Annotated in this window: 28 protein-coding genes, 1 tRNA gene and 1 CRISPR repeat array (1 of these 30 only partly in view); of the genes, 17 read left to right on the forward strand and 12 right to left on the reverse strand. The window is 69.4% G+C overall.

The genetic code is table 11. From position 1 onward, the window contains the following. Positions 1-542: direct repeats of the CRISPR family, unit length 29 nt; unit sequence GGGACCACCCCCGCATGCGCGGGGACCAC (it extends 709 nt beyond the left edge of the window). Between the two features lie 288 nt (positions 543-830). Continuing rightward, positions 831-901, reverse strand: a tRNA-Gly gene (locus J7E86_RS10830). Positions 902-1,194: 293 nt separating this feature from the next. On the opposite strand from J7E86_RS10830, the gene J7E86_RS31585 reads away from it, so the two are divergent. The 3 genes from J7E86_RS31585 to J7E86_RS10840 all read left to right on the forward strand — a co-directional run bounded on the left by J7E86_RS31585 (position 1,195) and on the right by J7E86_RS10840 (position 2,509). Then, positions 1,195-1,323: a hypothetical protein gene (locus tag J7E86_RS31585; protein WP_285439676.1), complete on the forward strand. Its 129-nt coding sequence runs from the start codon at positions 1,195-1,197 to the stop codon at positions 1,321-1,323. A gap of 83 nt (positions 1,324-1,406) precedes the next feature. Then, positions 1,407-1,982: a dCTP deaminase gene (gene dcd, locus J7E86_RS10835; protein WP_030366976.1), complete on the forward strand. Its 576-nt coding sequence runs from the start codon at positions 1,407-1,409 to the stop codon at positions 1,980-1,982. Positions 1,983-2,011: 29 nt separating this feature from the next. Then, a complete protein-coding gene (locus tag J7E86_RS10840; RefSeq protein ID WP_215081363.1) occupies positions 2,012-2,509 on the forward strand; it encodes a phosphoribosyltransferase in 498 nt (165 codons plus the stop codon). Between the two features lie 75 nt (positions 2,510-2,584). Here J7E86_RS10840 and J7E86_RS10845 read toward each other — a convergent pair whose 3' ends face one another. The 4 genes from J7E86_RS10845 to J7E86_RS10860 form a co-directional block, all read right to left on the reverse strand. Beyond that, positions 2,585-3,541 (reverse strand): Yip1 family protein, encoded by a 957-nt coding sequence (locus J7E86_RS10845; protein ID WP_215081397.1) that lies wholly within the window; start codon positions 3,539-3,541, stop codon positions 2,585-2,587. Positions 3,542-3,688: 147 nt separating this feature from the next. Continuing rightward, the gene (locus tag J7E86_RS10850; RefSeq protein ID WP_215081364.1) at positions 3,689-4,240 is read right to left on the reverse strand and encodes a MarR family winged helix-turn-helix transcriptional regulator; all 552 of its coding nucleotides are present in this window, start codon (positions 4,238-4,240) and stop codon (positions 3,689-3,691) included. An 86-nt stretch (positions 4,241-4,326) separates the two neighbouring features. Beyond that, positions 4,327-4,905 carry a Uma2 family endonuclease gene (locus J7E86_RS10855; protein WP_215081365.1) on the reverse strand — a complete coding sequence of 193 codons (579 nt, stop codon included), beginning with the start codon at positions 4,903-4,905 and terminating at the stop codon, positions 4,327-4,329. Between the two features lie 128 nt (positions 4,906-5,033). After that, a complete protein-coding gene (locus J7E86_RS10860) occupies positions 5,034-5,483 on the reverse strand; it encodes a MarR family winged helix-turn-helix transcriptional regulator (RefSeq protein ID WP_215081366.1) in 450 nt (149 codons plus the stop codon). A 134-nt stretch (positions 5,484-5,617) separates the two neighbouring features. Between J7E86_RS10860 and J7E86_RS10865 the strand changes: the two genes are divergently transcribed. Then, complete coding sequence (locus tag J7E86_RS10865) at positions 5,618-6,412, forward strand: alpha/beta fold hydrolase (protein ID WP_215081367.1); 795 nt, start codon at positions 5,618-5,620, stop codon at positions 6,410-6,412. A 118-nt stretch (positions 6,413-6,530) separates the two neighbouring features. Here the strand turns inward: J7E86_RS10865 and J7E86_RS10870 are convergent, their stop codons facing one another. Continuing rightward, positions 6,531-8,795 (reverse strand): (Fe-S)-binding protein, encoded by a 2,265-nt coding sequence (locus J7E86_RS10870; RefSeq protein WP_215081368.1) that lies wholly within the window; start codon positions 8,793-8,795, stop codon positions 6,531-6,533. 297 nt (positions 8,796-9,092) lie between these two features. Here J7E86_RS10870 and dnaK point away from each other — a divergent pair, with 297 nt between their 5' ends. From dnaK to J7E86_RS10890, 4 genes are all read left to right on the forward strand, one after another. Further along, a complete protein-coding gene (dnaK, locus tag J7E86_RS10875) occupies positions 9,093-10,958 on the forward strand; it encodes a molecular chaperone DnaK (RefSeq protein WP_215081369.1) in 1,866 nt (621 codons plus the stop codon). Next, complete coding sequence (gene grpE / locus J7E86_RS10880; protein WP_215081370.1) at positions 10,955-11,608, forward strand: nucleotide exchange factor GrpE; 654 nt, start codon at positions 10,955-10,957, stop codon at positions 11,606-11,608. The genes dnaK and grpE overlap by 4 nt, the downstream gene beginning before the upstream one ends. 72 nt (positions 11,609-11,680) lie before the next feature. Continuing rightward, a complete protein-coding gene (gene dnaJ, locus J7E86_RS10885; RefSeq protein ID WP_215081371.1) occupies positions 11,681-12,859 on the forward strand; it encodes a molecular chaperone DnaJ in 1,179 nt (392 codons plus the stop codon). A 1-nt stretch (position 12,860) separates the two neighbouring features. After that, positions 12,861-13,325, forward strand: coding sequence for a heat shock protein transcriptional repressor HspR (locus J7E86_RS10890; protein ID WP_215081372.1), 465 nt, complete (start codon positions 12,861-12,863; stop codon positions 13,323-13,325). A 59-nt stretch (positions 13,326-13,384) separates the two neighbouring features. Here J7E86_RS10890 and J7E86_RS10895 read toward each other — a convergent pair whose 3' ends face one another. Next, positions 13,385-13,843: an ATP-binding protein gene (locus tag J7E86_RS10895; RefSeq protein WP_308312549.1), complete on the reverse strand. Its 459-nt coding sequence runs from the start codon at positions 13,841-13,843 to the stop codon at positions 13,385-13,387. A 226-nt stretch (positions 13,844-14,069) separates the two neighbouring features. Between J7E86_RS10895 and J7E86_RS10900 the strand changes: the two genes are divergently transcribed. The 8 genes from J7E86_RS10900 (at position 14,070) to J7E86_RS10935 (ending at position 20,338) form a co-directional block, all read left to right on the forward strand. Beyond that, positions 14,070-14,921 carry a helix-turn-helix transcriptional regulator gene (locus J7E86_RS10900; RefSeq protein ID WP_215081373.1) on the forward strand — a complete coding sequence of 284 codons (852 nt, stop codon included), beginning with the start codon at positions 14,070-14,072 and terminating at the stop codon, positions 14,919-14,921. 8 nt (positions 14,922-14,929) lie between these two features. After that, on the forward strand, positions 14,930-15,124 hold the full coding sequence (locus J7E86_RS10905) for a DUF397 domain-containing protein (protein ID WP_215081374.1): 195 nt from the start codon (positions 14,930-14,932) through the stop codon (positions 15,122-15,124). Beyond that, entirely contained in the window at positions 15,121-15,327 is a 207-nt protein-coding gene (locus J7E86_RS10910; RefSeq protein WP_215081375.1) for a DUF397 domain-containing protein, read from the forward strand. The genes J7E86_RS10905 and J7E86_RS10910 overlap by 4 nt, the downstream gene beginning before the upstream one ends. A gap of 425 nt (positions 15,328-15,752) precedes the next feature. After that, entirely contained in the window at positions 15,753-15,863 is a 111-nt protein-coding gene (locus J7E86_RS10915) for a keywimysin-related RiPP (protein WP_215081376.1), read from the forward strand. A 21-nt stretch (positions 15,864-15,884) separates the two neighbouring features. After that, positions 15,885-17,711, forward strand: a complete 1,827-nt coding sequence (locus tag J7E86_RS10920) for a lasso peptide isopeptide bond-forming cyclase (protein WP_215081377.1) — start codon at positions 15,885-15,887, stop codon at positions 17,709-17,711. 69 nt (positions 17,712-17,780) lie between these two features. Beyond that, positions 17,781-18,038, forward strand: coding sequence for a lasso peptide biosynthesis PqqD family chaperone (locus J7E86_RS10925; RefSeq protein WP_215081378.1), 258 nt, complete (start codon positions 17,781-17,783; stop codon positions 18,036-18,038). Further along, complete coding sequence (locus tag J7E86_RS10930; protein ID WP_215081379.1) at positions 18,035-18,469, forward strand: lasso peptide biosynthesis B2 protein; 435 nt, start codon at positions 18,035-18,037, stop codon at positions 18,467-18,469. The genes J7E86_RS10925 and J7E86_RS10930 overlap by 4 nt, the downstream gene beginning before the upstream one ends. Before the next feature lie 78 nt (positions 18,470-18,547). After that, the gene (locus J7E86_RS10935) at positions 18,548-20,338 is read left to right on the forward strand and encodes an ABC transporter ATP-binding protein (RefSeq protein ID WP_215081399.1); all 1,791 of its coding nucleotides are present in this window, start codon (positions 18,548-18,550) and stop codon (positions 20,336-20,338) included. Between the two features lie 207 nt (positions 20,339-20,545). On the opposite strand, the gene J7E86_RS10940 is transcribed toward J7E86_RS10935, so the two are convergent. The 5 genes from J7E86_RS10940 to J7E86_RS10960 form a co-directional block, all read right to left on the reverse strand. Further along, a complete protein-coding gene (locus J7E86_RS10940) occupies positions 20,546-21,040 on the reverse strand; it encodes a peptidylprolyl isomerase (RefSeq protein WP_215081380.1) in 495 nt (164 codons plus the stop codon). A 55-nt stretch (positions 21,041-21,095) separates the two neighbouring features. Continuing rightward, positions 21,096-21,509, reverse strand: a complete 414-nt coding sequence (locus tag J7E86_RS10945; protein ID WP_215081381.1) for a hypothetical protein — start codon at positions 21,507-21,509, stop codon at positions 21,096-21,098. Positions 21,510-21,559: 50 nt separating this feature from the next. Next, complete coding sequence (locus J7E86_RS10950) at positions 21,560-22,075, reverse strand: hypothetical protein (RefSeq protein ID WP_251018950.1); 516 nt, start codon at positions 22,073-22,075, stop codon at positions 21,560-21,562. Between the two features lie 140 nt (positions 22,076-22,215). Beyond that, positions 22,216-22,620 (reverse strand): pyridoxamine 5'-phosphate oxidase family protein, encoded by a 405-nt coding sequence (locus J7E86_RS10955; RefSeq protein WP_215081382.1) that lies wholly within the window; start codon positions 22,618-22,620, stop codon positions 22,216-22,218. Between the two features lie 24 nt (positions 22,621-22,644). Further along, on the reverse strand, positions 22,645-23,217 hold the full coding sequence (locus J7E86_RS10960) for a Uma2 family endonuclease (RefSeq protein WP_215081383.1): 573 nt from the start codon (positions 23,215-23,217) through the stop codon (positions 22,645-22,647). Positions 23,218-23,549: 332 nt separating this feature from the next. Here J7E86_RS10960 and clpB point away from each other — a divergent pair, with 332 nt between their 5' ends. Then, positions 23,550-26,177 (forward strand): ATP-dependent chaperone ClpB, encoded by a 2,628-nt coding sequence (gene clpB, locus J7E86_RS10965; protein WP_215081384.1) that lies wholly within the window; start codon positions 23,550-23,552, stop codon positions 26,175-26,177. Positions 26,178-26,281 lie beyond the last annotated feature (104 nt).

The raw sequence follows: 26,281 nt of genomic DNA on the forward strand, positions 1-26,281 counted from the left end.
TCCGTTCCTCGGGCCGGCGTACCGGGGACCACCCCCGCATGCGCGGGGACCACGCAGCGAGCATCCGCACTGCTGCGCGCAGTGAGGGACCACCCCCGCATGCGCGGGGACCACTCATCTGTTCCTTCCCTTCGTCGGGTTGGCTAGGGACCACCCCCGCATGCGCGGGGACCACTCCGCTAAGGAGCCGGGGAACCAGCACCCCGGGGGACCACCCCCGCATGCGCGGGGACCACCCTGCTCGGTACGGACCACGCGGGTCTCCCAGGGGACCACCCCCGCATGCGCGGGGACCACCTCATCTGGTTCGCCCTTGCCGGGTCGCTCCTGGGACCACCCCCGCATGCGCGGGGACCACGCAGACCATCTCGTCCACCTTCAATGCCTACAAGGGACCACCCCCGCATGCGCGGGGACCACCGGCATACCCGGGAAGATCTCCGTAAGGAACTGGGACCACCCCCGCATGCGCGGGGACCACCAACCAGTGCAAAACCAGTTGTACGAGTCAAGGGGACCACCCCCGCATGCGCGGGGACCACAGCGGCTGACCTGCGCGATTAAGACGGGCGACGGCCGTTTTTACTCACTAGCCGAGATTCCGGCATTACGGGCATTCGGTGCCTCCGGGTGCAGGAGTCGGGGTCGGTTGCGTTCCCTCGGCGATCAATCCCCGAAGCTACGCGATGAACCCGCAGTCCACGCCCGCTTAGCCGGTTTCTCATGCCGCTCCGCACGGGGTGGGCGAGCAGCTTTACGTCCGGCTGGCCGTCGACTCCGGCAAGGCACACAAAAGGCCCCGGTCGATGACCTGGGCCTTGAAGGAAAAGAGCGGGTGACGAGAATCGAACTCGCGCTCTGAGCTTGGGAAGCTCATGTTCTACCATTAAACTACACCCGCGAGGGCGCCCGTATCGGGCGTCGCATCGTCGCATACTGTACCCCATCCCAGGCCCCCGGCGCATTGATCGCGGGGGCCTTCCTGCTGTGTCCGGGGGTGGTGGGGCGGGTGGGGACGCGGCCTCGGAGGGCGGGAGTTGGGGCGTACCGTGGGGTGGGGCAAGTCGCCGGGGGGTCCCGGGAGTGCCGCCTTCGAGCGCGTCCCGTGCATCCCCTAATGTGGCTTTTGTCTTTCACGTACATGGGGAAAGGGACTCGATGGAGCGCACCGTCGTTCGTTGTGTCGAAGGGCACGTGTTCAGCACCGCTTCGTTCCCGATGCAGAACCTCGGACCCGGCCGGATCGGCCCCGGGCGGCTGCTGCGCTGCCCGCGCTGCGCCCGGCTGCGGCATTCCGTACCGGTGGCGTCCGAGAAGCGCTGACGAGAAGCATCCACAGGGAGGCGCGGGCCCGGTCCACTCGGACCGGGCCCGCGTTGTCCCGGTTCTCCGCGTATCCTCGACCCGTGCTTCTCTCAGACAAGGACATCCGGACCGAGATCGACGCCGGCCGCGTGCGCATCGACCCGTTCGACGAATCGATGGTGCAGCCGTCGAGCATCGATGTGCGGCTGGACCGCTACTTCCGGGTGTTCGAGAACCACCGGTACCCGCACATCGACCCCGCGGTCGAGCAGGCGGACCTCACCCGTGAGGTGGTGCCGGAGGGCGACGAGGCGTTCATCCTCCACCCCGGTGAGTTCGTGCTGGCCTCGACGTACGAGGTCATCACCCTTCCCGACGACGTGGCCTCCCGCCTGGAGGGCAAGTCCAGCCTGGGCCGGCTCGGCCTGCTGACGCACTCGACGGCCGGCTTCATCGACCCCGGCTTCTCCGGGCACGTGACGCTGGAGCTGTCGAACATGGCCACGCTGCCGATCAAGCTGTGGCCGGGGATGAAGATCGGGCAGCTGTGCATGTTCCGGCTGACCTCACCCGTCGAGCATCCTTACGGGTCCGCGAAGCACGGTTCCCGCTACCAGGGCCAGCGCGGGCCGACGCCCTCCCGGTCCTTCCAGAATTTCCACCGCACGCAGGTCTGAGCGACCAGGGAACAAGGCGAAGAGCAACAGTGAGTGACATCCGCGAGAACCTGACCTACCCCATCTTCGGGCAGGCCATCCGTGAGCTGGCGCAGACCATCGCGGACGACGGCTACGAGCCGGACATCATCCTCTCCATCGCGCGCGGCGGCGTCTTCGTCGCCGGCGGCCTGGCGTACGCGCTGGACTGCAAGAACATCCACCTCGTGAACGTCGAGTTCTACACCGGTGTGGGTGCCACGCTGGAGATGCCGGTCATGCTCGCCCCGGTGCCCAACGCGATCGACTTCTCCAACAAGAAGGTCCTGATCGCCGACGACGTCGCCGACACCGGCAAGACGCTCAAGCTCGTCCACGACTTCTGCCTCGACCACGTCGCCGAGGTCCGCAGCGCCGTGATCTACGAGAAGCAGCAGTCGCTCGTGAAGTGCGAGTACGTGTGGAAGCGCACCGACGAGTGGATCAACTTCCCGTGGAGCGTCGAGCCGCCGGTCGTGCGGCGCGAGGGCCAGGTCCTCGACGCGTAGCCAGTACGCATCCAGTACGCATGAAGGGCCCCGCCGCATTCAGCGCGGCGGGGCCCTTTCGTCCGTGTACGGGTTCTACAGCGTGCCCAGCTTGATGATCGACAGCAGCGCGATCAGCTGGATCGCCGACGCCGCCAGTGCCTTCGGCCACGGCAGGTCGTGCGACTTGCTCACCATCGACGTGAACAGCGCGCCCGCCACCAGCCAGGTCGCCCAGCCCAGCACCTGGACGAACGGGCTGTCGCCGCCCATGAACATCGCGAAGAGCAGCCGCGGTGCGTCCGTGAGGGACATGATCAGCATCGACAGGCCGACCGTCGGCTGCCAGATGCCGTCGCCGCCGAGCTGGCGGGCCAGCGTGTGCGTGACCGCGCCGAGGATCAGGCCGGAGACCACCACGACGACACCGGTGATCAGCACCGACGGCAGGCTGTTGGAGAGCGAGGCGTTCAGCACGTCCTCGCGGGCCTTGTCGAAGCCGAAGACGGCGAGCAGCCCGTAGACGAACGTGACGATCAGGGCCGGCACCCACACCGCGTGGTCGCGCATCTGCCAGAAGGTCGCGGACGGGCGCAGCACGATGCCCGTCAGCAGCTCCTTCCACGGCAGGCGCGGGCCGGCCGGCGGGGCGTATGTGTCGGGGCCGCCGTTGTACGGGTCCTGGTGGCCGTACGCGTCCGGGGCCTCGCCGACGCTGAACTGCTGGGTGTGGCCGGGGTCGCCCGCCGGCCGCTGCCCGTGGAACGGGTCCTGGGGGTGCGCGGGGCCCGGGCCCTGGCCGTACGGCTGCTGACCGTAGCCCTGCTGCCCGTACGGCTGCTGCTGATAGCCCTGCTGCGGGGCACCACCGCCGAAGTACTCCGGCTCGTCGTACGCCGACGGCTCCTGCCACTGCCGGCCACCGCCCTGACCACCCTGACCGCCGTACGGAGCCCCTCCTTGCGGAGCCTGACCGTACGGAGCCTGGTACTGCCCCGGGCGCTGTCCTTGCCGCGCGGGGCCGGGGTCCTGAGAGTCCCGTCCGCGTCCCATCCTGAATCCAGCCACGCTTCGAACGTACCCGCTCCCGGGCACGGCCGAGCCGGGCCCGGGGGAACGGGCCCGGCTTTGCTGCCGAGCTGTGACATCCCTTAGGGGAAAGGTCAGGGGGAGTACCGGCTTCCCCTTCGGCGCGGCTCTTCAGCGCAGCGTCGTCTTGACCGCGGGGCGGTCCTTGCCGGTCGTCCCGCCCACGTTGCTGATCATGCGCTGGAGGACGGTGAGCGTGGCCACGTACTCCTCGTCCGTGATGCCCTCGTGGATCTCCGCGCGCAGCCGGCCGACGAGGTCCTTGGTCCGGTGCTTGGCCTCCCGGCCGGCGTCGGTGAGGTGGAGGCGGTCCTCGTCGCCGGCGGCGAGCCAGCCGCGGGCGACGAGGCTGTCGACGGCCTGCTCCACCAGCTCGGGGCCGAGGTCCAGGTACGGGCGCAGCCGGTCGGAGACCTCCTCGCGGGTGAGGCCGTTCTCGGCGCCCTCGACGTGGTTGAGCGTCCACCACTGCGGCTGGTTGATGTCCGTACGGGCCATCGCGCTCTGGATGTGCCGGATGACGGCCTTGTTGGCGACCCAGCTCCAGTAACCGATGGGCTGTGCGGCGAGGGCCGCGCGGTCCGTGCTGTCGGTGAGGTCGGTGAGGTCGGTGAGGGCGGGGGCGGGAGTGGTGCCGGGGAGCTCACGAGGTGTCGTCGTCATGTGGACGACGCTATGACCTCAATCATTGTTGAGGTCAAGGGATGCCGGGATGACGGCGTGGGGTCCGTCACGGACATGAGAGCGCGTCAGGATTGGTAGAGGGGGAACTCCGCGCTGTCGACGGTCCACTGGCCGATGACCACGCTGTCGCCGAACGCGTAGTCGTGCCGGGCGCGGTAGCGGGGCTGTCCGTCGGCCCCGGGGCCGGGGTCGGACATCACCGCCATGATGCCCTTGCGCGGGTCCACCAGGAGGTAGAACGGGATGCCCATGGCCGGGTAGTCATGCATCTTCTGCGCATAGTCGTTGGCGTGGTTGGCGTGGTTGGCGTGGTTGGACGGGGAGACGATCTCGGCGGCCAGGGTCAGATCCCGTGGGTGGAAGGGGCCAGGCGTGTCCATCGCGGCTACCGGGAGGACGACCAGATCCGGCCGTCGCAGAATGCCGATGGAGGGGTCTTCCACGTCTCCGCCGGTGTGAGCCGCCAGAGTGTCCGGGATCTGGCGGTCGAGCTGGCGGCGCAGCTTCCAGGCGACGAGCTCGTGAGTGCCTGACGGGCTCATCGTCATGATGATTCCGTCCGGCGTGATCTCGACACCGGCGATCGGTTCAGGAGCGTGTTCCATCAGTTCATCGGCGATCGCGCGCATGCGGGCATAGTCCATGGCGTGGCTCCTGCTGGAGTGCGGACGCGTGCGCGTTCACCATGGCACGCCGGTACGACAACGGGCTGGGCCAGGGCCGATGCCGCACCGGCCCCTCGGGAGTCCGTGTTCTGAGGGTCGCCCCCCGCCTATCGCGCCTCCAGCGCCGCCGCAGCCCGTGCCAGCAACTCGCGTAGCAGGCGCTCCTCTTCCTCCGAGAAGGCCGCCGAGAGGCGCGCCTCGGCCGCCCGGGCCGCCGCGTCCGCCTCGCCCAGCAGTGCGGTACCGGCCGGCGTGAGGCGGGTGATGAGCGCCTGCGCGTGGTCGGGGGACGGCCGGCGCTCGATCAGGGCCTTCGCCTCCAGGCCGGAGAGCAGCGAGGCCATGCTCTGCGGGGTCACCGAGCAGAAGCGCGCGAGGGCGGCGCCGGAGGAGCCGGGGGCCAGGGAGAGCGTGTAGAGGGCCGCGTACTGCGGAACGGTCAGTCCGAAGGGGCGCAGGACCCGGGTCTTCTCCGAGATGAGGGCCTGTTCGGCCCGCTTGATGTGGCTGCCCAGGCGGGCGTCCACCGCGGCGTGGACCTTCTCTTCGGCGCTCATGGGAGAGAAGGCTAGCCGGGGGGCGGTGGATGCCCGTGGGGTGTGGATTGACGCCTGCGGCGGCAGGGGGCATGCTGAGCCAACCATCAGAGCTCTGATGGATATAAAACTTCTGATTGTTTGGGGGGACGGGCATGCCCGTTGTGGAGATCGAGCAGGCAGGCGGCGTGAGCGCGGTCGAGTACCTGGTGGAGGGCACCGGCCCCGGCCTGCTGCTCGTCCACGGGACGGGGGCCACGGGGGAGACCAACTGGAGGCCGCTGATCGACGCCGTCCGCGACCGCTTCACCGTGGTGGCGCCGGACCTCTCCGGCTCCGGCGGCACCACGGACGAGGGCCTTCCGCTGACGGTGGAGACGCTCGCCGGGCAGGCCGAGGCCGCCGCCGCGCACGCCGGCCTGGAGAGCTACCACGTCGTCGGGCACTCCCTCGGGGCGTCCGTGGCCGCCGCGATCGCCGGCCGGCGCCCGGAGGCCGTGCGCTCGCTCGTCCTGCACGCGGGGTTCGTACGGACCGACCCTTGGCTGGCGTTCGTGGCGGACCTGTGGGAGCGGCTCGTACGGACCGATCCCGAGCTCTTCGCCCGGCTGCTCCAGATCACCGCGATGGGCCCGGCCTCGCTGCGCGCCCGTAGCACCGAGGACTTCGAGGCGGCCGCCGCGGGCTTCACCTCGATGATCGAGCCCGGCATCCTCCGGCAGATCCGCCTGGACGCCGACCTGGACATCTCGCACCTGGTCGGCCGCGTCATCGCGCCCACGGTCGTCATCGCGAGCGCCCACGACCAGATCGTGCCGACGCACCACCAGCGCGAGCTGGCCGAGCGCATCGCGGGAGCGCGGTACGTGGAGGTGGACGCCGGGCACGGGCTGCCCTTCGAGAACCCGAAGCTGTTCGTGGACGTGCTGCTGGAGCACCTGCCCGCGTAAACGGCCCACACGGTGGTGGTACGACAACGGCCGGCCCCCGCATCCCGCGGGGGCCGGCCGTCGTGGTGTCCGTAGCGGCTACGGCGTCGTGTCCGTACCGGCTACGTATCCGTACCGGCTACTTCACCGGCTCCGGCTCCGGCGACTCCGCCTTCTCGCCGTCCTCCTCCGGCTGGGCCGGGGTCCGGACCGAGTCGAGGAGCAGCTGGGCCACGTCCACGACCTGGATGGACTCCTTGGCCTTGCCGTCGTTCTTCTTGCCGTTGACCGAGTCGGTCAGCATGACGAGACAGAAGGGGCAGGCGGTGGAGACGATGTCCGGGTTGAGGGCCAGCGCCTCGTCCACGCGCTCGTTGTTGATGCGCTTGCCGATCCGCTCCTCCATCCACATGCGCGCGCCGCCCGCGCCGCAGCAGAAGCCGCGCTCCTTGTGGCGGTGCATCTCCTCGTTGCGCAGGCCCGGCACCTTCGCGATGATCTCGCGCGGCGGCGTGTAGACCTTGTTGTGGCGGCCCAGGTAGCAGGGGTCGTGATAGGTGATCAGACCCTCGACCGGGGTGACCGGGATCAGCTTGCCCTCGTCGATGAGGTGCTGGAGCAGCTGGGTGTGGTGGATGACCTCGTACTCGCCGCCGAGCTGCGGGTACTCGTTCGCGATGGTGTTGAAGCAGTGCGGGCAGGTCGCGACGATCTTCTTCTTCGCCTTCTCGACCTTGACGCCCTCATCGGCATCCTCGCCGAACGCCATGTTCAGCATCTCGACGTTCTGCTGGCCGAGCTGCTGGAACAGGAACTCGTTGCCCAGGCGGCGGGCGGAGTCACCGGTGCAGTTCTCCTCGCCGCCCATGATCGCGAACTTCACGCCCGCGATGTGCAGGAGCTCCGCGAACGCCTTGGTGGTCTTCTTGGCGCGGTCCTCCAGGGCGCCGGCGCAGCCGACCCAGTAGAGGTAGTCGACCTCGGTGAGGTCCTCGATGTCCTTGCCGACGACCGGGATCTCGAAGTCGACCTCCTTGGTCCACGCCAGACGCTGCTTCTTGGCGAGGCCCCAGGGGTTGCCCTTCTTCTCCAGGTTCTTGAGCATCGTGCCCGCCTCGGACGGGAAGGAGCTCTCGATCATCACCTGGTAGCGGCGCATGTCGACGATGTGGTCGACGTGCTCGATGTCGACCGGGCACTGCTCGACGCACGCACCGCACGTGGTGCACGACCACAGCACGTCCGGGTCGATGACGCCGTTCTCCTCAAGGGTGCCGATCAGCGGGCGCTCGGCCTCGGCCAGCGCTGCCGCCGGGACGTCCTTGAGCTGCTCCTCGGTGGCCTTCTCCTCGCCCTCGGCGTTCTTGCCGCCGCCCGCGAGCAGGTACGGCGCCTTGGCGTGCGCGTGGTCGCGCAGGGCCATGATCAGCAGCTTCGGGGACAGCGGCTTGCCGGTGTTCCAGGCGGGGCACTGCGACTGGCAGCGGCCGCACTCGGTGCAGGTGGAGAAGTCGAGGATGCCCTTCCAGGAGAACTCCTCGACCTTGGAGACGCCGAAGACGTCGTCCTCGCCCGGGTCCTCGAAGTCGATCGGCTTGCCCTCGCTGACCATCGGCTGGAGCGCGCCGAGGGCGACGTCGCCGCTCGCCTCGCGCTTGAACCAGATGTTCGGGAAGGCGAGGAAGCGGTGCCAGGCGACGCCCATGTCCGTCTTCAGCGCGACCGTGATCATCCAGATGAAGGACGTCGCGATCTTCAGGCCCGCGAAGAAGTAGGTGAGGTTCTGGAGCGTCGAGACGTCCATCCCCTCCAGCCACGAGACAACCGGGTACGAGACGAAGAACGAGGCATCGTAGCCGTCCACGTGGTGCTGGGCGCCTTCGAGCGCGTGCAGCATGAAGATGCAGACGCCGACGATGAGGATGACGGCCTCGACGAAGTACGCCTGGCCGGTGTTGGAGCCGGCGAAGCGGGACTTGCGGCCCGGCTTGCCCGGCCGGTTCAGCTGCCGGATGACGATGAGGGTCAGGATGCCGAGCGCGGTCATCGTGCCGAGGAACTCGACGAAGACGTTGTACGGGGTCCATTCGCCGATGATCGGCAGGAGCCAGTCGGCCTTGAAGAGCTGACCGATGGCGTTGACGATCGTCAGCAGCAGCGAGAAGAAGCCGACCGCCACGAACCAGTGCGCGACGCCGACGATGCCCCACTTGTTCATGCGCGTATGGCCGAGGAATTCCTTGGCGACCGTGACCGTGCGCTGCGTGGGGTCGCCCGTACGGGTTCCGGCGGCCACGGGCTGGCCGAGTCGTACGAAGCGGTAGATCTGCAGGATGGCACGGCCGAACAGCGCGACGCCGACCGCGATGAGAACCAGCGACACGATGATCGCGGCGAGTTGCATGGTGGCTCCTCGGCCTCCGAGAGCGAACTATTACTAACGGGTAACTTATCCAGTCCGTACGAGACTACTCACTCACCCGCGCGCGATATAGCCGCACCGCCGGTGATCTGTGTCGCTCAGGGCAGCCTCACTGCGAGATGCGGGGGCCCTGGGCCTGCCGTGACGCCGCCTGCCGGCCCTTGCCTGCGCATAAGTCCAGCATAAGAGTTGAGTCGCCCCGACTCAGCTCCGTTGACAGCGGCGAATCCGTGTTGCACCCTTGAGTCTGTTCCACTCAAGTCAGCTGGAGGAATCGACATGGCACGTGCGGTCGGCATCGACCTGGGTACGACGAACTCCGTCGTCAGTGTTCTCGAAGGCGGTGAGCCCACCGTCATCACCAACGCCGAGGGCGCCAGGACCACGCCGTCCGTCGTCGCCTTCGCGAAGAACGGCGAGGTGCTCGTCGGCGAGGTCGCCAAGCGTCAGGCAGTCACCAACGTCGATCGGACGATCCGCTCGGTCAAGCGCCACATGGGCACTGACTGGAAGATCAACATCGATGGCAAGGACTTCAACCCGCAGCAGATGAGCGCCTTCATCCTGCAGAAGCTGAAGCGGGACGCCGAGGCATACCTGGGCGAGAAGGTCGTCGACGCGGTCATCACCGTCCCGGCGTACTTCAACGACTCCGAGCGTCAGGCGACCAAGGAGGCCGGCGAGATCGCGGGTCTGAACGTCCTGCGTATTGTCAACGAGCCGACGGCGGCCGCCCTGGCCTACGGTCTCGACAAGGACGACCAGACCATTCTCGTCTTCGACCTCGGTGGCGGCACGTTCGACGTCTCGCTGCTGGAGATCGGCGACGGCGTCGTCGAGGTCAAGGCCACCAACGGTGACAACCACCTCGGTGGTGACGACTGGGACCAGCGCGTCGTCGACTACCTGGTCAAGCAGTTCCAGAACGGCCACGGCGTCGACCTGTCCAAGGACAAGATGGCCCTCCAGCGTCTCCGCGAGGCCGCTGAGAAGGCGAAGATCGAGCTGTCCTCGTCCACCGAGACCTCGATCAACCTGCCCTACATCACGGCGTCCGCCGAGGGCCCCCTGCACCTGGACGAGAAGCTCACCCGCGCGCAGTTCCAGCAGCTGACCGCGGACCTCCTCGACCGCTGCAAGACGCCGTTCCACAACGTCATCAAGGACGCGGGTATCAACCTGTCCGAGATCGACCACGTGGTCCTGGTCGGCGGCTCCACCCGCATGCCGGCCGTCGCCGAGCTCGTCAAGGAGCTGACCGGCGGCAAGGAGGCCAACAAGGGCGTCAACCCGGACGAGGTCGTCGCCATCGGCGCCTCGCTCCAGGCCGGTGTCCTCAAGGGTGAGGTCAAGGACGTCCTGCTCCTCGACGTCACCCCGCTGTCCCTCGGTATCGAGACCAAGGGCGGCATCATGACCAAGCTGATCGAGCGCAACACCACGATCCCGACCAAGCGCTCCGAGATCTTCACGACGGCCGAGGACAACCAGCCGTCCGTGCAGATCCAGGTCTACCAGGGCGAGCGCGAGATCGCGGCGTACAACAAGAAGCTCGGCATGTTCGAGCTGACCGGCCTGCCGCCGGCCCCGCGTGGCGTCCCGCAGATCGAGGTCTCCTTCGACATCGACGCCAACGGCATCATGCACGTGACCGCGAAGGACCTCGGCACGGGCAAGGAGCAGAAGATGACCGTCACCGGCGGCTCCTCGCTCGCCAAGGACGAGGTCGACCGGATGCGCCAGGAGGCCGAGCAGTACGCGGAGGAGGACCACCGCCGCCGCGAGGCCGCCGAGACCCGTAACCAGGGCGAGCAGCTCGTCTACCAGACCGAGAAGTTCCTCAAGGACAACGAGGAGAAGGTCCCGGCCGACGTCAAGACCGAGGTCGAGACCGCCGTCGCCGAGCTGAAGGAAAAGCTCAAGGGCGAGGACACGGCCGAGATCCGCACCGCGACCGAGAAGGTCGCCGCGGTCAGCCAGAAGCTCGGCCAGGCGATGTACGCCGACGCCCAGGCCGCCCAGGGTGCCGCCGGCGCCGAGGGTGCCGAGGGTGCGGGCGCCGGCGCCGGTCACGCCAAGGCCGAGGACGACGTCGTCGACGCCGAGATCGTGGACGACGAGAAGCCCAAGGGCGGTGCGGCGTGACCGAGGAGACCCCGGGCTTCAACGAGAACGAGAAGCCTGAAGTCCCCTCCGACGCCACCACCCCCGAAGACGCGGCGCAGGGCGCCGGGTCCGCCGACAAGGCGGGCCCGGCCCCCACCGGGGAAGAACTGGTCGAGGTAGGGCTCCAGGCACAGCTGGACCAGGCCCAGTCGGCGCTCAACGAGCGCACGGCGGACCTCCAGCGGCTCCAGGCCGAGTACCAGAACTACCGTCGCCGAGTGGAGCGGGACCGGGTCACGGTCAAGGAGATCGCCATCGCGAACCTCCTGTCCGAGCTCCTCCCGACGCTCGACGACGTCGGCCGCGCCCGTGAGCACGGCGAGCTCGTCGGCGGCTTCAAGTCCGTCGCCGAGTCGCTGGAGACGGTCGTCGCCAAGATGGGCCTCCAGCAGTTCGGCAAGGAGGGCGAGCCCTTCGACCCGCTGGTGCACGAGGCGCTGATGCACTCCTACGCGCCGGACGTCACCGAGACCACGTGCGTGCAGATTCTGCAGCCGGGGTATCGGATCGGCGAGCGGACGATCCGCCCCGCGCGGGTCGCCGTGGCGGAGCCCCAGCCGGGCGCCCAGAAGGGCGACGGCGAGGGCGACGAGCCGGCCGAGGAGAGCGGTGGCCCGGACCAGGGCTGACGCGATCCAGGCCGGCCCGATCAAGGCTGACGCGATGAACGACCGCAGGGACCGGAAGGAGGGGCGCCGAGGATGAGCACGAAGGACTTCGTGGAGAAGGACTACTACAAGGTCCTCGGCGTGCCCAAGGACGCCACCGAGGCCGAGATCAAGAAGGCGTACCGGAAGCTCGCCCGCGAGAACCACCCGGACGCCAACAAGGGCGACGCCAAGGCCGAGGAGCGCTTCAAGGAGATCTCCGAGGCCAATGACATCCTGGCCGATCCCAAGCGGCGCAAGGAGTACGACGAGGCGCGCGCCCTGTTCGGGAGCGGTGGCTTCCGTCCCGGGCCGGGCGGCGCCGGCGCCGGCGGTTCGTTCAACTTCGACCTGGGCGACCTCTTCGGAGGCGGCGCCCAGGGCGGAGGGGCCGGCGGCGGCTTCGGCGGCGGTCTCGGCGACGTCTTCGGCGGTCTGTTCAACCGGGGCGCCGGCACCCGCACCCAGCCGCGCCGAGGCCAGGACATCGAGTCCGAGGTGTCGCTCAACTTCACCGAGGCGGTCGACGGGGCCACGGTCCCGCTGCGAATGTCCTCCTCGGCGGCCTGCAAGGCGTGCTCCGGCACGGGCGACAAAAACGGTACGCCTCGGGTCTGCCCGACCTGTGTCGGCACCGGTCAGGTCTCGCACGGCTCGGGCGGCGGCTTCTCGCTGACCGACCCCTGCCCCGACTGCAAGGGCCGCGGGCTCATCCCCGAGAACCCCTGCGACACGTGCAAGGGCAGCGGTCGCGCCACCTCCTCCCGCACCATGCAGGTCCGTATCCCGGCGGGCGTCTCCGACGGCCAGCGGATCCGGCTGCGCGGCAAGGGAGCCCCGGGCGAACGCGGCGGCCCGGGCGGCGACCTGTACGTCGTCGTGCACGTCGGCAGTCACCCGGTCTTCGGCCGCAAGGGCGACAACCTCACCGTCACCGTGCCGGTCTCGTTCGACGAGGCGGCGCTCGGCGCCGAGGTGAAGGTCCCGACGCTCGGCGGCCCGCCGGTCACCCTCAAGCTGCCCGCGGGTACGCCCAACGGCCGTACGATGCGCGCCAGGGGCAAGGGCGCCGTCCGCAAGGACGGCACCCGCGGCGATCTGCTGGTCACCGTCGAGGTGACCGTACCCACGCAGCTCGACGACAAGGCGCGTGAAGCCCTGGAGAGTTACCGCGCCGCGACGGCGGGCGAGGATCCGAGGGCCGAGCTGTTCAAGGCCGCGAAGGGAGCATGAGATGGACGGCCGACGACGACGTTTCGAGCAGGCACAGCCCTTTCAGCTGACCGACGAGTCGCCGGTCTACGTCATCTCCGTGGCCGCCCAGCTGTCGGGCCTGCATCCGCAGACCCTGCGGCAGTACGACCGCCTCGGCCTGGTCTCCCCCGACCGCACGGCTGGTCGCGGCCGCCGCTATTCGGCCCGCGACATCGAACTGCTCCGCCAGGTGCAGCAGCTGTCGCAGGACGAGGGCATCAACCTCGCCGGCATCAAGCGCATCATCGAGCTGGAGAACCAGGTGGCCGCGCTGAAGGCGCGCATCGCCGAACTCCAGGGCGCGGTGGAAGGCGCCGCCATGGCCATGCAGCAGCGCGAGGCCGCGGTCCACGCCTCGTACCGCCGCGATCTGGTTCCGTACCAGGATGTGCAGCAGACGAGCGCGCTGGTGGTGTGGCGCCCGCGGCGCGATACCGAGCGCTGACGCCGCCGCTGAACTCGTGACAGGCACGCCACCCTTCGGGGTGGCGGGCCTGTTTCGCGTCACGCCCACGCGGCGGGCACCTTCCGGCTGATCTCGCACCAGACGGCTTTGGACTCGGTGGTGGTCAGGCCGCGGGGGAGCGAGAAGTAGTTCCAGCGGTCGGACAGTGTCTGGAGGAGGTGCAGGCCGCGGCCGTTGTCGCTGTACGGGTGGGTGGTGCGGGCGTCGGGCGGGGTGGGGCAGCTGTCCCAGACGGTCATCCGCAGGATTGCCCACTCCGACCAGCGGAGGCGTAGTTCGGCGTTGCCGGTGGTGTGCACGATGGCATTGGTGAGCATCTCCCCGGCCAACAGTTCGGCCCGGCCGACGAGTTCGGTGAGTCCGTGCGCGGTGAGCGCGGCGCGGAGGGTGGTGCGGGCGACGCGGACGGCCCGGGGGTCGTGGGGGACGTGCAGGGTGTATTCGAACGGTTCGACTGCGGGAGCGGGAAGGTGCGCGGGAGCGGGTAGGGGCAGCACGATGCCTCCTGCGGTGGGGTGTTGGGGGCGGCCCCGGTGTCAGTGTCGTCATGCGGGCATGACGGTGCGCTTCCGGGGGCCGGATCAGGCTGCTCTGTGAGCTGCGCAACACTCAACGTAGAGTGCTAGATAGCACCGTCGCAACCGGCTCTGGGGAGTTCGCCCCATCGGGGCATGCCGTGGAATCGTGTCGTGGCCGAGGTCGGGGAGCAGGGAGAGTTGACGTATGACGCCCAGAACAGAGCCCACCGCCCGCCAAGCCCGTCTGGGCGTGGAGCTGCGCAGGATGCGTGAACGCGCGGGAATGACCTCCCGCGAGGCTGCGGAACTGCTGGGTGTGAGTCCGATGCAGATGAGCCACATGGAGGTCGCCCGCATCGGTGTCGGCGAGGAACGTTTGAGGAAGCTCGCGGCCCAGTACGGCTGCGACGACGCGGAGTTGGTGGACGCACTTGCTGCCATGACCGGGCGCAGAGGGCGGGGCTGGTGGGAGGACTACCGAGGTGTCCTGAGTCCGGTCCTTCTGGATCTGGCCGAGTTGGAGCACCATGCTCTGCGTTTGCGTGCGCTGCAAGTCGTGCACATCCCTGGCCTCTTGCAGACCGCAGATTATGTGCGCTCCCTCTACCGCGACACCATGCCGGAGTTGCCGCCGCAACAGGTTGAGGCGATCGTCGACTTCCGCGTGAGGCGCCGCCAAGTCCTTGACCGGACGAATCCTCCAAGGCTAGATGTCATCGTCCATGAGGCCGCACTGCGCATTAAAGTGGGAGATCGGAAGGTCTTGCGCGACCAACTGCGTTTTCTTCTGGAGACGGCTGACCGGCCGGGAGCTACTGTGCGCGTTGTCCCTTTCGAACAGGATGGTTTTACAGGAGCGTCATTTTCCATGCTGTACGCGGAAGCGGTCGTCCGGAGGCTGGATACGGTTCAGTTCGACACCGTGCACGGCAGCATCTTCGTTGACGATGAGGAGAAACTCGCGGGCCACCGTGGTGTCCTGGACAGGGTGGAAGCGGCCGCGCTGCCGCCGTCCGAGTCGCGGAATCTCATTCGTCGTATTGAGCAACAGCTGTAGGGGTCGGAATGTTGTCGCCACTTGCTTGGCAGAAGAGCACGTACTCGGCTGGCACCACGGGGAACGAGTGCGTCGAACTAGCCCGGACGGACGGCGTCGTGCTCCTTCGCGAAAGCGACGAGCCCGACATGGCCATAACCACCACACGGCATCGGCTCGTCGCCTTCATACATGCCCTCAAGGAAGGAAGGTTGCATAGATGATCGCGTGGCAGAAGAGTTCCTTCTCGGCCTCCGCTTCGGGCAATGAGTGCGTCGAACTCGCCCGCGTCGACGACGCGATTCGCATACGCGAAAGCGACGAGCCCGGAACGGTGGTAGCCGCCACCCGGCGCGCGCTCCACGCCTTCATGCGCGCGGCCCAAGCGGGACGCCTGGATCGCCCTCACCGCCACCCCCGCCCGTAACCGGGTCTCCGTCGGCCGACCACCCCGCACCAGCCCCATTTATCTGCCGGAAGGTAAATTCGAGCGTGGCTGCCGCAATGCCCGGCTCGGAATCCGGGTGGGGCGGCAGCCGCGCGTCGAACCCCATTCCGTTTGTCGTAACTCTTTTCGGTTCTCGTGCGCGCCATTGTCCCGAAGAAGCGCCCCACAGGCCACATTCATCCACTCCCGCACCACGCGTTCGCCTCACGTGGATGAATCCTGCAATTCACTGCAGTTGGTTTCCGGCAGGGGTTGCGAAGTCCCCCCGGGGTGTAGCTAATCTTTTAATACGTTCAACTCCCTGGGCGCAAAAGGTTTTGCGCTGTGTCCCGCCGAGGCAGGGGTCTGAGCACGTATGCCCCACATCGGCCAGGGTGTAGACGCCGCGACACCGAGGAGATGTCATGAAGAAGGCTTACGAGGCTCCGACGCTCACCCGGCTCGGCACGTTCCGCAAGAAGACCGGGCTGCTGCAGTTCCGCGGCAACGACCGCCTGGTCCTCAGCAAGAACTGAGGCGTCGGCTGATTCGTAGCCATGTTCCCGTCGCATGAGGCGGGGGGAGCGGGCCCCGGTGACGCGCACTTCGTGGTCCTTCCGGACTGCGAGGGCGCGGCCACCGCGGCCCGCTTCTTCCTCCGCCCCGAGTCCCGTGTCCTTGCCCACCCCTCCGGACGGCCGTGGCTGATCGGCCGCTGGAGCGACCAGGAGATCGTCACCGCACGCGCCGGCCGGGCGGCCATCGCCCTGGTGGGCTGTTGCCCCGTCGACCAGAGTGAACTCGACCGTCAGGCAAGCCGGTTGCGTGACCTGACCGCGCTCGACGCGCAGGCCCGTTCCCTGCCCGGCAGCTTCCACCTCGTGGCTTCGCTCGACGGGCAGGTGCGCGTGCAGGGCACCGCGTCCGGCCTGCGCCTGGTGTTCCACGCGCCCGTCGACGGCGTACACGTGGCCGCCACCAGCGCGGACGTGCTCGCCGCCGCGATCGGTACCGGACCGGACGAGGAACAACTCGCCGTCCGGCTGCTGTGGCCGGTCCCCTACCCGTTGTTCGAGAGGTCACTGTGGCGCGGGGTCACGGCAGTGGCTCCGGAGGAGGCCCTGATCGTCGCGTCCGACGGACGTACGGTCCGGCGTTCGCGGTGGTGGGCGCCGCCCGAGCCCACGCGCTCCCTCGCCGACGGCGCGCCGCTCGTGCGCCAGGCGCTGGCCGAGGCTGTCGGGGTCCGTACGAAAGAAGGCGGGGTGGTCAGTTGCGACCTCTCCGGTGGTCTCGACTCCACCTCGATCTGCTTCCTGGCCGCCACCTCGCCGGCGCGCGTGGTGGCCAGCACCTGGCCGGGGCGAGATCCCGCCGACAGCGACCTGTACTGGGCCGAGCAGGCCGCCGGCTTCCTTCCGGGCATCGAGCACGTGGTCTGGGACGCCGACGAATCCCCGCTGGTCTACACCGACCTGCTGACCATCGACGACCTCCTGGACGAACCGACCATCGGGGTCATGGACCGGGCGCGGGTCCTTCACCACCTGCCGGAGATGGCCCGGCGCGGGAGCAGGCTGCACCTCACCGGCATGGGCGGTGACCACGTGGCCTGGTGTTCCGAGGCGTACTACCACCGCATGGTGCGCACGCGCCCGCTGCTGGCGTTACGGCAGTTACGTGGCTTCAAGACGTTGTTCCACTGGCCACTGGGGGCCACCGTGCGGGTACTGGCGGACTCGCGGCCGTACGATCGGTGGCTGGCGTCCTGCGAGCGGCAGTTGCGCGACCCGATGTCCGCCACGGTCAGCGGTGCTCTGGGCTGGGGCACGTCGCCCCGCCTGTTCGACTGGGTCACGCCCGAAGCGGCGCACACCGTGGTGGGGGCACTGCGCGAGGCGGCCGCGCGGGCCGAGCCGTTGCACCCCGACCGAGGGATGCACGCGGACATGGAACAGATCCGGATCTGCACGCGCATCGTGCGGCAGTGGGATCGCATGGCCGCGCGGGCGGGTGTGCCGATGGCCTCACCGTTCTTCGACGACCGGGTGATCGAGGCATGCCTGGCGGTCGATCCCGCCGAGCGGGTCACGCCCTGGGCCTACAAGCCGCTGCTCACAGCCGCGATGCGCGGCGTCGTGCCCGACGTGTGCTTGGCGCGCAGCAACAAGGCCCAGGCATCGATGGACGCATCCAACGGGTTGCGGGAGCACCGGGGCGACCTGATGAAACTGTGGGAGGACTCGCACTTGGCCCGGCTCGGTCTGGTCGACGGTGACGCCTTGCGGTCGCTGGCCCAGCGGCCCTCCACGCCGGGGCTACGGGACGCGATCCTGTATTCCACGATCGCCTGCGAGGTATGGCTGCGGAACCTCCCCCGGTAGGCAGCCGAATGATCCCAGGACCTGACGGGCGGGAAATCCGCCGGCTTCAGCAGAGAGGGACTCACACACATGGCACTGCGGTTCGGCACCGATGTCTCCACGGCTCAGACCGACTACGGCACGGTCCTTCTCGACCAGCGCAGTGGTCAGTACTGGGAACTCAACCCCACCGGCACGCTCGTGGTGCGCACCCTGCTGGAAGGCGGGGAGGAACAGGACGCGGTCGACGCGGTCGTCACGGAGTTCGCCGTCGACCGTGCCCAGGCGTCCGAGGACGTCGCGGCTCTCATCGAACAACTGCGAGAAGCGGGGCTGGTCGCCCGATGACCACTCCCAGCGCACTGCACCGGCCTACCGGTGTCCCTTTCACGCGAAGGCTGGCGGCACGCTTCGTCCTGTGCGTCGCCGTGTTCCTCTCCCTCCTGCCCCCGCGCAGGATCCGGGCCGTACTCGACGTCGTGCGGCGCGGAGCCGCGCCGGCCACCGCCGCGCAGGCGAAGTCCGCACGGGACGCGCTGTGCGCGGTCAGCCTGTTCTGCGCCGGCCCCCGCGGCTGTCTGCCGCGCTCCCTGGGCACCGCCCTGCTGTGCCGGCTCCGGGGCACCTGGCCCACCTGGTGCACAGGGGTGCGTGTGGTGCCGCCGTTCACCGCGCACGCCTGGGTGGAGGTCGACGGACATCCGGTGGACGAAGGGGTGCCCGACGACTACTTCAGCCGGCTCATGACCGTTCCACCGGTACGCCGGGCACCCCGGTGACGAGCGGCGGGAGCCGGGGGAGTGAGTAGGAAGGCGCGGCGCGAGGGCGACCGGACCGCGCGGGGTGCGGTCGTCGTGATGTTCGGGCTCACCAGCGGACACCGGTCCTCGATGACCGTCGCCACGGTGCTCACCCTGGTGGGCTCCGCGCTCGGGCTGGCGCAGCCGCTCGTCGCCAAGGCGATCGTGGACGCGACGGGAAGCGGCCGTATCGGGTGGCCCCTGCTGTTCCTGGCGGCCCTCTTCGTGGCCGAGGCGGCGACGGGCGCGGTGGGCCGGTTCGTCCTGGAACGCATGGGGGAACGCATCGTGCGGGGGCTGCGCCGCGGTCTGGTGAGCCACCTGCTGAGGCTGGAGATGAGGGAGTACGACCGGCACCGCACCGGCGACCTGATCTCCCGGGTCACCGCCGACACCTCGCTGCTGCGCGAGGTCGTCTCCCAGGCACTGGTGGACCTGGTGACCGGTTCTCTCGTCGCCGTGGGCGCCGTGGCGCTGATGCTGTGGATCGATCCGCTCCTGCTGCTCCTGGTCACGGTGACCATCGCCGTGGCGGCCCTGGTCGTCACCTCGCTGCTGGCCGGGATCCGGGCGGCCGCCGAACGTATGCAAGGAGCCGTGGGGGCGATCGCCGCCGAGCTCGAACGGGCCCTGGGGGCCCTGCCCATGGTGCGCGTCCACCGGGCCGAGGAACGGGAGGCCGCACGCATCGGGGAGTGCGTCGACGCGGCGTACGGTGCGGGCGTACGCACCGCACGGCTGGCGTCGGTGATGAGCCCGGCGGTCGAACTCGCCGTACAAGGATCCTTCCTCCTCGTCCTGGTCATCGGTGGCCTGCGCGTGAACGGGCACGCCAACTCCCTGGGCGATCTGGTGGCGTTCCTGCTCTACGCCTCCTACCTGGTCGTGCCGCTGTCGTCGGTGTTCCGCGCGGTCGGCCTGATCCAGCGGGGCATGGGTGCCTTCCAACGGATCGACGAAGCCCTTGCCTTCCAGGCGGAACCCGCACACCCCGTCAGCGCGCCCGCGGAGACGTCGCCGCCCTCACTCCGGGGAACCGGCGGAAACGGATCGGTGGCCGAGAAGGGGAGCAACGCGGGGGACAACGCCCTCGCCCTGGAGGACGTCTGGTTCGGATACCGCCAGGACCGGCCGGTACTGCGAGGCGTCTCCCTGGTCGTGCCGCACCGGCAGCAGGTCGCCCTGGTCGGCAGGTCGGGCGCCGGGAAGAGCACGATCTTCGCGTTGGCCGCGAGGTTCTACGAGCCGGACTCCGGGACGTTGCTGTTCGACGGACGCCCCGCGCCGGAACTCAGCCGTGCGGAGTGCCGGGGGCGCATCGCCGTCGTCGACCAGAACACGCACGTCGTCCACGGATCCCTCCGGGACAACATCACCTACGCCGTGCCCGCGGCGACCCCCGAGGAAGTGGACAGGGTGATCGGCCTCGCCAACCTCCACCATGTGGTCGAGCGTCTTCCCGGCGGACTGGACGGCATGCTCGGTGAACGGGGCAACACCCTTTCGGCAGGGGAACGGCAACGCGTCGCCCTGGCCCGCGCCCTGCTCACCCGCCCCACCCTCCTTCTGCTGGACGAGCCCACCTCACACCTCGACGCCATCAATGAGGCGGCGCTGAGCCGGGTGTTGAAGGACATCGCCCAGGAGTGCGCGCTCCTCGTCATCGCCCACCGGCTGTCCACGGTGCAGCACGCCGACCGGATCTACGTACTGGACGCGGGCCGCACGCTCGCCTCCGGCCATCACGAGGAGCTTCTGACCAGCTGCGCCACCTATCGCGAGCTGGCCGCCGGCCAGGCACTGCGCACGGCCGGCACGAGCCTGGGCGGAAACACGCCCTTCCGCTGACCGGGGTGACCGGGGCGCGCGGCCGTGGATCCCGGCGCTGCTCGCCATGCTGCTGGTGGCCGGCGTCAATGTGGGCATCAGCCGGGCGGAGGACCGCAAGGCGGGACGGGCGGCCGACGCCTGACGGCGCGCGGGGGCCCGTACGCCTGGGGGAGGGCGGAAACGGGGAGGGGCGGCAGGGTTGGATCCCGCCGCCCCCACCGATGGTCAGGCCTCGACGATCCCGGACTTCGAGATCACGATCTTCGCGCTCGTGCGGCCGGACTGGGAGCCCTTGCCCTCGATCTTCGTCACCAGGTCCGAGCCATCGACGACCTCGCCGAAGACGACGTGCTTGCCGTCCAGCCACGGCGTGGGGATCGTGGTGATGAAGAACTGCGAGCCGTTGGTGTTGCGGCCGGCGTTCGCCATGGAGAGCAGGAACGGGCGGGTGTGCTTGATCTGGAAGTTCTCGTCCGCGAACTTCTCGCCGTAGATGCTCTTGCCGCCCGTGCCGTCGCCACGGGTGAAGTCGCCACCCTGGAGCATGAACTCCGGGATGACGCGGTGGAAGCCGGAGCCCTCGTAGCCGAAGCCGTGCTGGCCGGTGGCGAGCTCGCGGAAGTTCTGGGCGGTCTTGGGGACGACGTCGTCGTACAGCTTGAAGACGATGCGTCCGGCGTTCTCGCCGTCAATGGTGATGTCGAAAAAGACGTTGCTCATGGGAGCATCCTGACATTGCGGGGCCCGTGATGCGCGCCCGCCCGCCGCATGGCGCTCACGTGAGGCGGAGACGGACCTCCAGCTCGTGCTCGCCCGGGACCGTGCCCCGGTCCTCCACGTCGAAGGCCGCGGCCAGCTCCTGCTTGACCTTGCGCACGGGGTCGGCGGCGCCGAAGAGGTCGACGGAGACGGGCGCGGACAGCGCGACCGGTGCCGCCTCGGACGGCACGTGACGCGTGCGGGCGTCGACGACCATGCACCACACCATGGGGTGCTCCGCGCCCGCCCGCGAGGCCTGCACCTCGCTGCGGGGCGGCTCGGCCACCTCGGGGAACGCGTCCTCCAGGGCGCGGAAGACCGCGCCCGCATCCTGCTGGCCGCAGTCCGTCAGGTGAACGCTGACGTGGTCCGCACTCTCGGGGCCGCTCATCGCCTCGTACTCCTCTGCCGTCGCACCGGTCTCCTTCATGACCGTACGAGTACCCGGATGACCCGGCACCAGTACAGGGCCAACCGGGCTCAGGGCAGGAAGAAATCGAGCACGGATTCCAGTGCCATCCCCAGCACCGTGCGACCGCCGGTGCCGAACCCGGCGGCCAGGGCGTAACCGATCGCGGCGTCGAAGGGCATCACCTTGGCCTCCTTCCGCCAGCGGGCCGCCTCGACTATGCCGTTGCCCTGCGAGACGAGGCTGCCCAGGCGATCGCCGTCGAGGAGGAGCCGGCTGGCCATGCCGTGGTGGGGCACGAGGCGGTACGTACCACCGGCGGTCACGTCGACGGCGTACGAGCGGCGGGTGAGCCGGCCCTTGCCCAGGGCGAGGGGGGCGGGGACGCCGTCCACGGTCAGGGCCAGGTCGGTGGCCTCGCGGGTGCCGATGGGGACGCGGTGGCCGGCCTCGGTGCCGGGGGCGCGGCGGAGAGAGACGGAGGGGATGGCCGGGCCCGTGACGTCGAGGAGCCCTTCGTCGTGGTCCAGCGAGATGTCGACGCGGCCGAAGAAGGGGTCCTCGGAGACGGAGATGATGGGCGTCATCGGGTGTCCCTTGTGAGTGACTGCGCGCGGGTTTGCGCACAGACCTGGATACCGCGCCGGGAGACGCCGAGAGGGGCGCGCGCGGGGGTGCCCGGGAGGCGCTCCGCAGCGCGCACGGTGGTGGGGCGTGCGCCCCGCGCTCAGGCCAGGCCCAGCGCCTTGGTGACGGTGATCTCGATCAGGACGCGGTCGGGATTGGGGCTGGGCATCCGCCCGTACCGCTCGGCGTAGCGGTTGACGGCGTCGGCGATGGCCTCCGCGTCCGTGCTGACGACCGCGGTGCCCTCCAGGGTGGCCCACTTGCGCTCGCCGATCTGACACACGGCGACCCGCGCGCCGCCCGGGCCGGCGGCCTGGATGTTCGCGATCTTGCGGCTGGTCTTGTTGGTGATGACGCGGGCGATCCCGGCCTCGGGGTCGAAGGTGACGCCGACGGGCACGAGGTGCGGGCTGCCGTCGGGGCGGGCGGTGGTGAGCGTGCAGATGTGCCGCTCCCGCCAGAATTCGAGGTAGGCGGGGGAGAGCGCGCGGAGGTCGTGGGCCATGCCGGAAGCGTAGCGGCGGGCCGCTCAGGCGAACTCGGAAGTCTCCAGATCGAAGGAGAAGGGCGGGGGGAGGGGGAGGCTTTTGCCGAAGGCGGTGCTGTGCGCGTCCCCGAAGTCCTCGCCGGAGGGGTCGCTGTGCAGCGTGACGGTGCCCTGCTCGCGGTCCACGAGGAGATAGAGCGGGATGCCCGCGCGGGCGTAGCAGTGGCGCTTGGCGATGCGGTCCACGTCCGCCCGGGTGCTTGTCACCTCGACGACCATGGCGACACCGGCGCACGGCATCCAGGACGGAGCGCCGCGGAAGAGGCGCAGCTCGCGCGGGGCGAAGGTGACGTCGGGGATGACGTGGTTCTTGGGGCAGAGGCCGCCGCTGCGCATGAGCAGCCCCTTGTTGCCCGAGCTGTCCATGTCGGTACGCGACTGCCTCAGCACCTGGCGAATCACGGTGCTCAGGTAGTCCTCGTGCTCGCCGTCCGGAGCCGGTGACACAACGATCTCCCCCTCGATGAGCTCGGCCTTGAAGCCTTCAGGGGTCTTCAGGGCCAGAAAGCTCTCCAAGAGGAGTTCTTCCTGCGTAGGCGTCGGCTCGTGTGCCATAGCCGTCATGCTGCACCCCCTGCGCGGTTGAGGGCCAGTCTCGTCCGCCTCGCGCGTTGGCGGGCGGCGGGCAAGCGGCGTTCACTCGTAAGGGTGTGCGGCGAACGTCAGCGCCGAGGCGCGTACGTCGCCACCGTGGGCAGCGGGTATCGCATCGAGGGCGCGCCCAGGACCGGTTTGCCCGGATTCGCTGATCCACTCCCCCTGGGGCCGGTGGCCAGGGCAGGGTTGAGTGGACTACGCTCAACTTATTGCGCGTTATCTACTCAAGGCAGGACCCGGTCCGGGCCGGACCGGCAGACCGTTCGACCACAGAGGAGGAGCGCACCGTCGTGGATGCCGAGCTGACCAACAAGAGCCGGGAGGCGCTGAGCGGGGCCAGTGAGCGGGCCGTGTCGGCCGGGCATGCCGACATGACGCCCGCGCACCTGCTCCTCGCCCTCCTCGGTGGCCAGGAGAACGCCAACGTCATGGACCTGCTCGCCGCCGTCGAGGCCGACGCCGCGGCACTGCGGTCCGGGGCCGAACGGCAGCTCGCGGCGCTGCCGAGCGTGACCGGCTCCACGGTCGCGCCGCCGCAGCCCAATCGGGACCTGCTGGCCGTGATCGCGGACGCCTCGCAGCGCGCCCGCGAGCTGGGCGACACCTACATCTCCACCGAACACCTGCTCATCGGCACCGCCGCCAAGGGCGGCCGGACCGGTGAGCTGCTGGAAGAACAGGGCGCCTCCGCCAAGAGGCTGCTGGACGCGTTCGAGACCGCGAGGGGCGGGCAACGAGTGACGACTCCGGATCCGGAGGGCACGTACAAGGCGCTGGAGAAGTTCGGTACGGACTTCACCGCGGCGGCCCGCGAGGGCAAGCTCGACCCGGTCATCGGGCGGGACCAGGAGATCCGGCGCGTGGTGCAGGTGCTCTCGCGCCGGACCAAGAACAACCCCGTTCTCATCGGCGAGCCCGGCGTCGGCAAGACCGCCGTCGTCGAAGGGCTGGCCCAGCGCATAGTCAAGGGCGACGTGCCCGAGTCGCTGCGCGACAAGCGGCTCGTCTCGCTCGATCTGGGCGCGATGGTCGCGGGCGCGAAGTACCGCGGTGAGTTCGAGGAGCGGCTGAAGACCGTCCTGGCCGAGATCAAGGCCAGCGAGGGCCGGATCATCACCTTCATCGACGAGTTGCACACGGTCGTCGGCGCGGGCGCCGGCGGCGACTCCGCCATGGACGCCGGCAACATGCTCAAGCCCATGCTCGCCCGCGGCGAACTGCGGATGGTCGGTGCGACCACGCTCGACGAGTACCGCGAGCGGATCGAGAAGGACCCGGCGCTCGAACGCCGCTTCCAGCAAGTACTTGTCGCCGAGCCGTCCGTCGAGGACTCCATCGCGATCCTGCGCGGACTCAAGGGCCGCTACGAGGCCCACCACAAGGTCCAGATCGCCGACTCCGCGCTGGTCGCCGCCGCGACGCTCTCCGACCGCTACATCACCTCCCGCTTCCTGCCCGACAAGGCCATCGACCTCGTCGACGAGGCCGCGTCCCGGCTGCGCATGGAGATCGACTCCTCGCCCGTGGAGATCGACGAGCTCCAGCGCGCCGTCGACCGCCTGAAGATGGAGGAGCTCGCCCTCTCCAAGGAGTCGGACGAGGCCAGCAAGCAGCGCCTGGAGAAGCTGCGCCGCGACCTCGCCGACAAGGAGGAGGAGCTGCGCGGCCTGACCGCCCGCTGGGAGAAGGAGAAGCGGTCCCTCAACCGGGTGGGTGAGCTGAAGGAGCGCCTCGACGAGCTGCGCGGCCAGGCCGAGCGCGCCCAGCGCGACGGCGACTTCGACACCGCCTCCAAGCTGCTCTACGGGGAGATCCCCGGCCTGGAGCGGGAGCTGGAGGAGGCCGCGAAGGCCGAGGCGGAGCAGGAGGCGGTCGACGCCAAGGACCTCATGGTCAAGGAGGAGGTCGGCCCGGACGACATCGCCGACGTCGTCGCCGCCTGGACCGGCATCCCGGCGGGCCGCCTGCTGGAGGGCGAGACGCAGAAGCTGCTGCGCATGGAGGACGAGATCGGCCGCCGGCTGATCGGCCAGACCGAGGCCGTACGGGCCGTCTCCGACGCGGTGCGGCGCTCGCGCGCCGGCATCGCCGACCCCGACCGGCCGACCGGCTCGTTCCTCTTCCTCGGCCCGACCGGCGTCGGCAAGACCGAGCTGGCCAAGGCGCTCGCGGACTTCCTCTTCGACGACGAGCGGGCCATGGTCCGCATCGACATGAGCGAGTACAGCGAGAAGCACTCCGTCGCCCGGCTGGTCGGCGCGCCCCCCGGCTACGTCGGCTACGAGGAGGGCGGCCAGCTCACCGAGGCCGTACGCCGGCGCCCGTACTCCGTCATCCTGCTGGACGAGGTGGAGAAGGCCCACCACGAGGTCTTCGACATCCTGCTCCAGGTCCTCGACGACGGCCGGCTCACGGACGGGCAGGGGCGGACGGTGGACTTCCGCAACACGATCCTGATCCTGACCTCGAATCTCGGATCCACCTATCTGGTGGACCCGCTGCTCAAGGAGGACGAGAAGAAGGCCAAGGTCCTGGAGACGGTGCGGGCCTCCTTCCGGCCGGAATTCCTCAACCGCCTCGACGATGTCGTGGTCTTCCACCCGCTCGGTACGGAGCAGCTCGAGCGGATCGCGCGGATCCAGATCGAGCATCTTCAGCGGCGGCTGGCGGACCGGCGGCTCACGCTGGACGTGTCCGAGCGGGCGCTGGCGTGGCTGGCGACGCTGGGGCGCGATCCGGGGGCGGAGGGCGGGGCGGATCTTGCGTATGGGGCTCGGCCGCTGCGTCGGCTTGTGCAGACCGCGATCGGGGATCGGCTGGCTCGGGCGATTCTTGCGGGGGAGGTTCGGGACGGGGACACGGTTCGGGTGGATCGGGTGCCGGGGGAGGGGGACGGCCTGGTGGTGGGCGTGGCGTAGAGGGCGGGGTCTTTTTCCCCTACCCGCCCCTTCCCGAACCGGGGCTCCCGCCCCGGGCCCCGGTGTCCTCAAGCGCTGGACGGGCTGGGGTGGCCGCATTCGGG

It is taken from the genome of Streptomyces sp. ISL-11 (genome assembly GCF_018614525.1).
Taxonomy (GTDB): domain Bacteria; phylum Actinomycetota; class Actinomycetes; order Streptomycetales; family Streptomycetaceae; genus Streptomyces.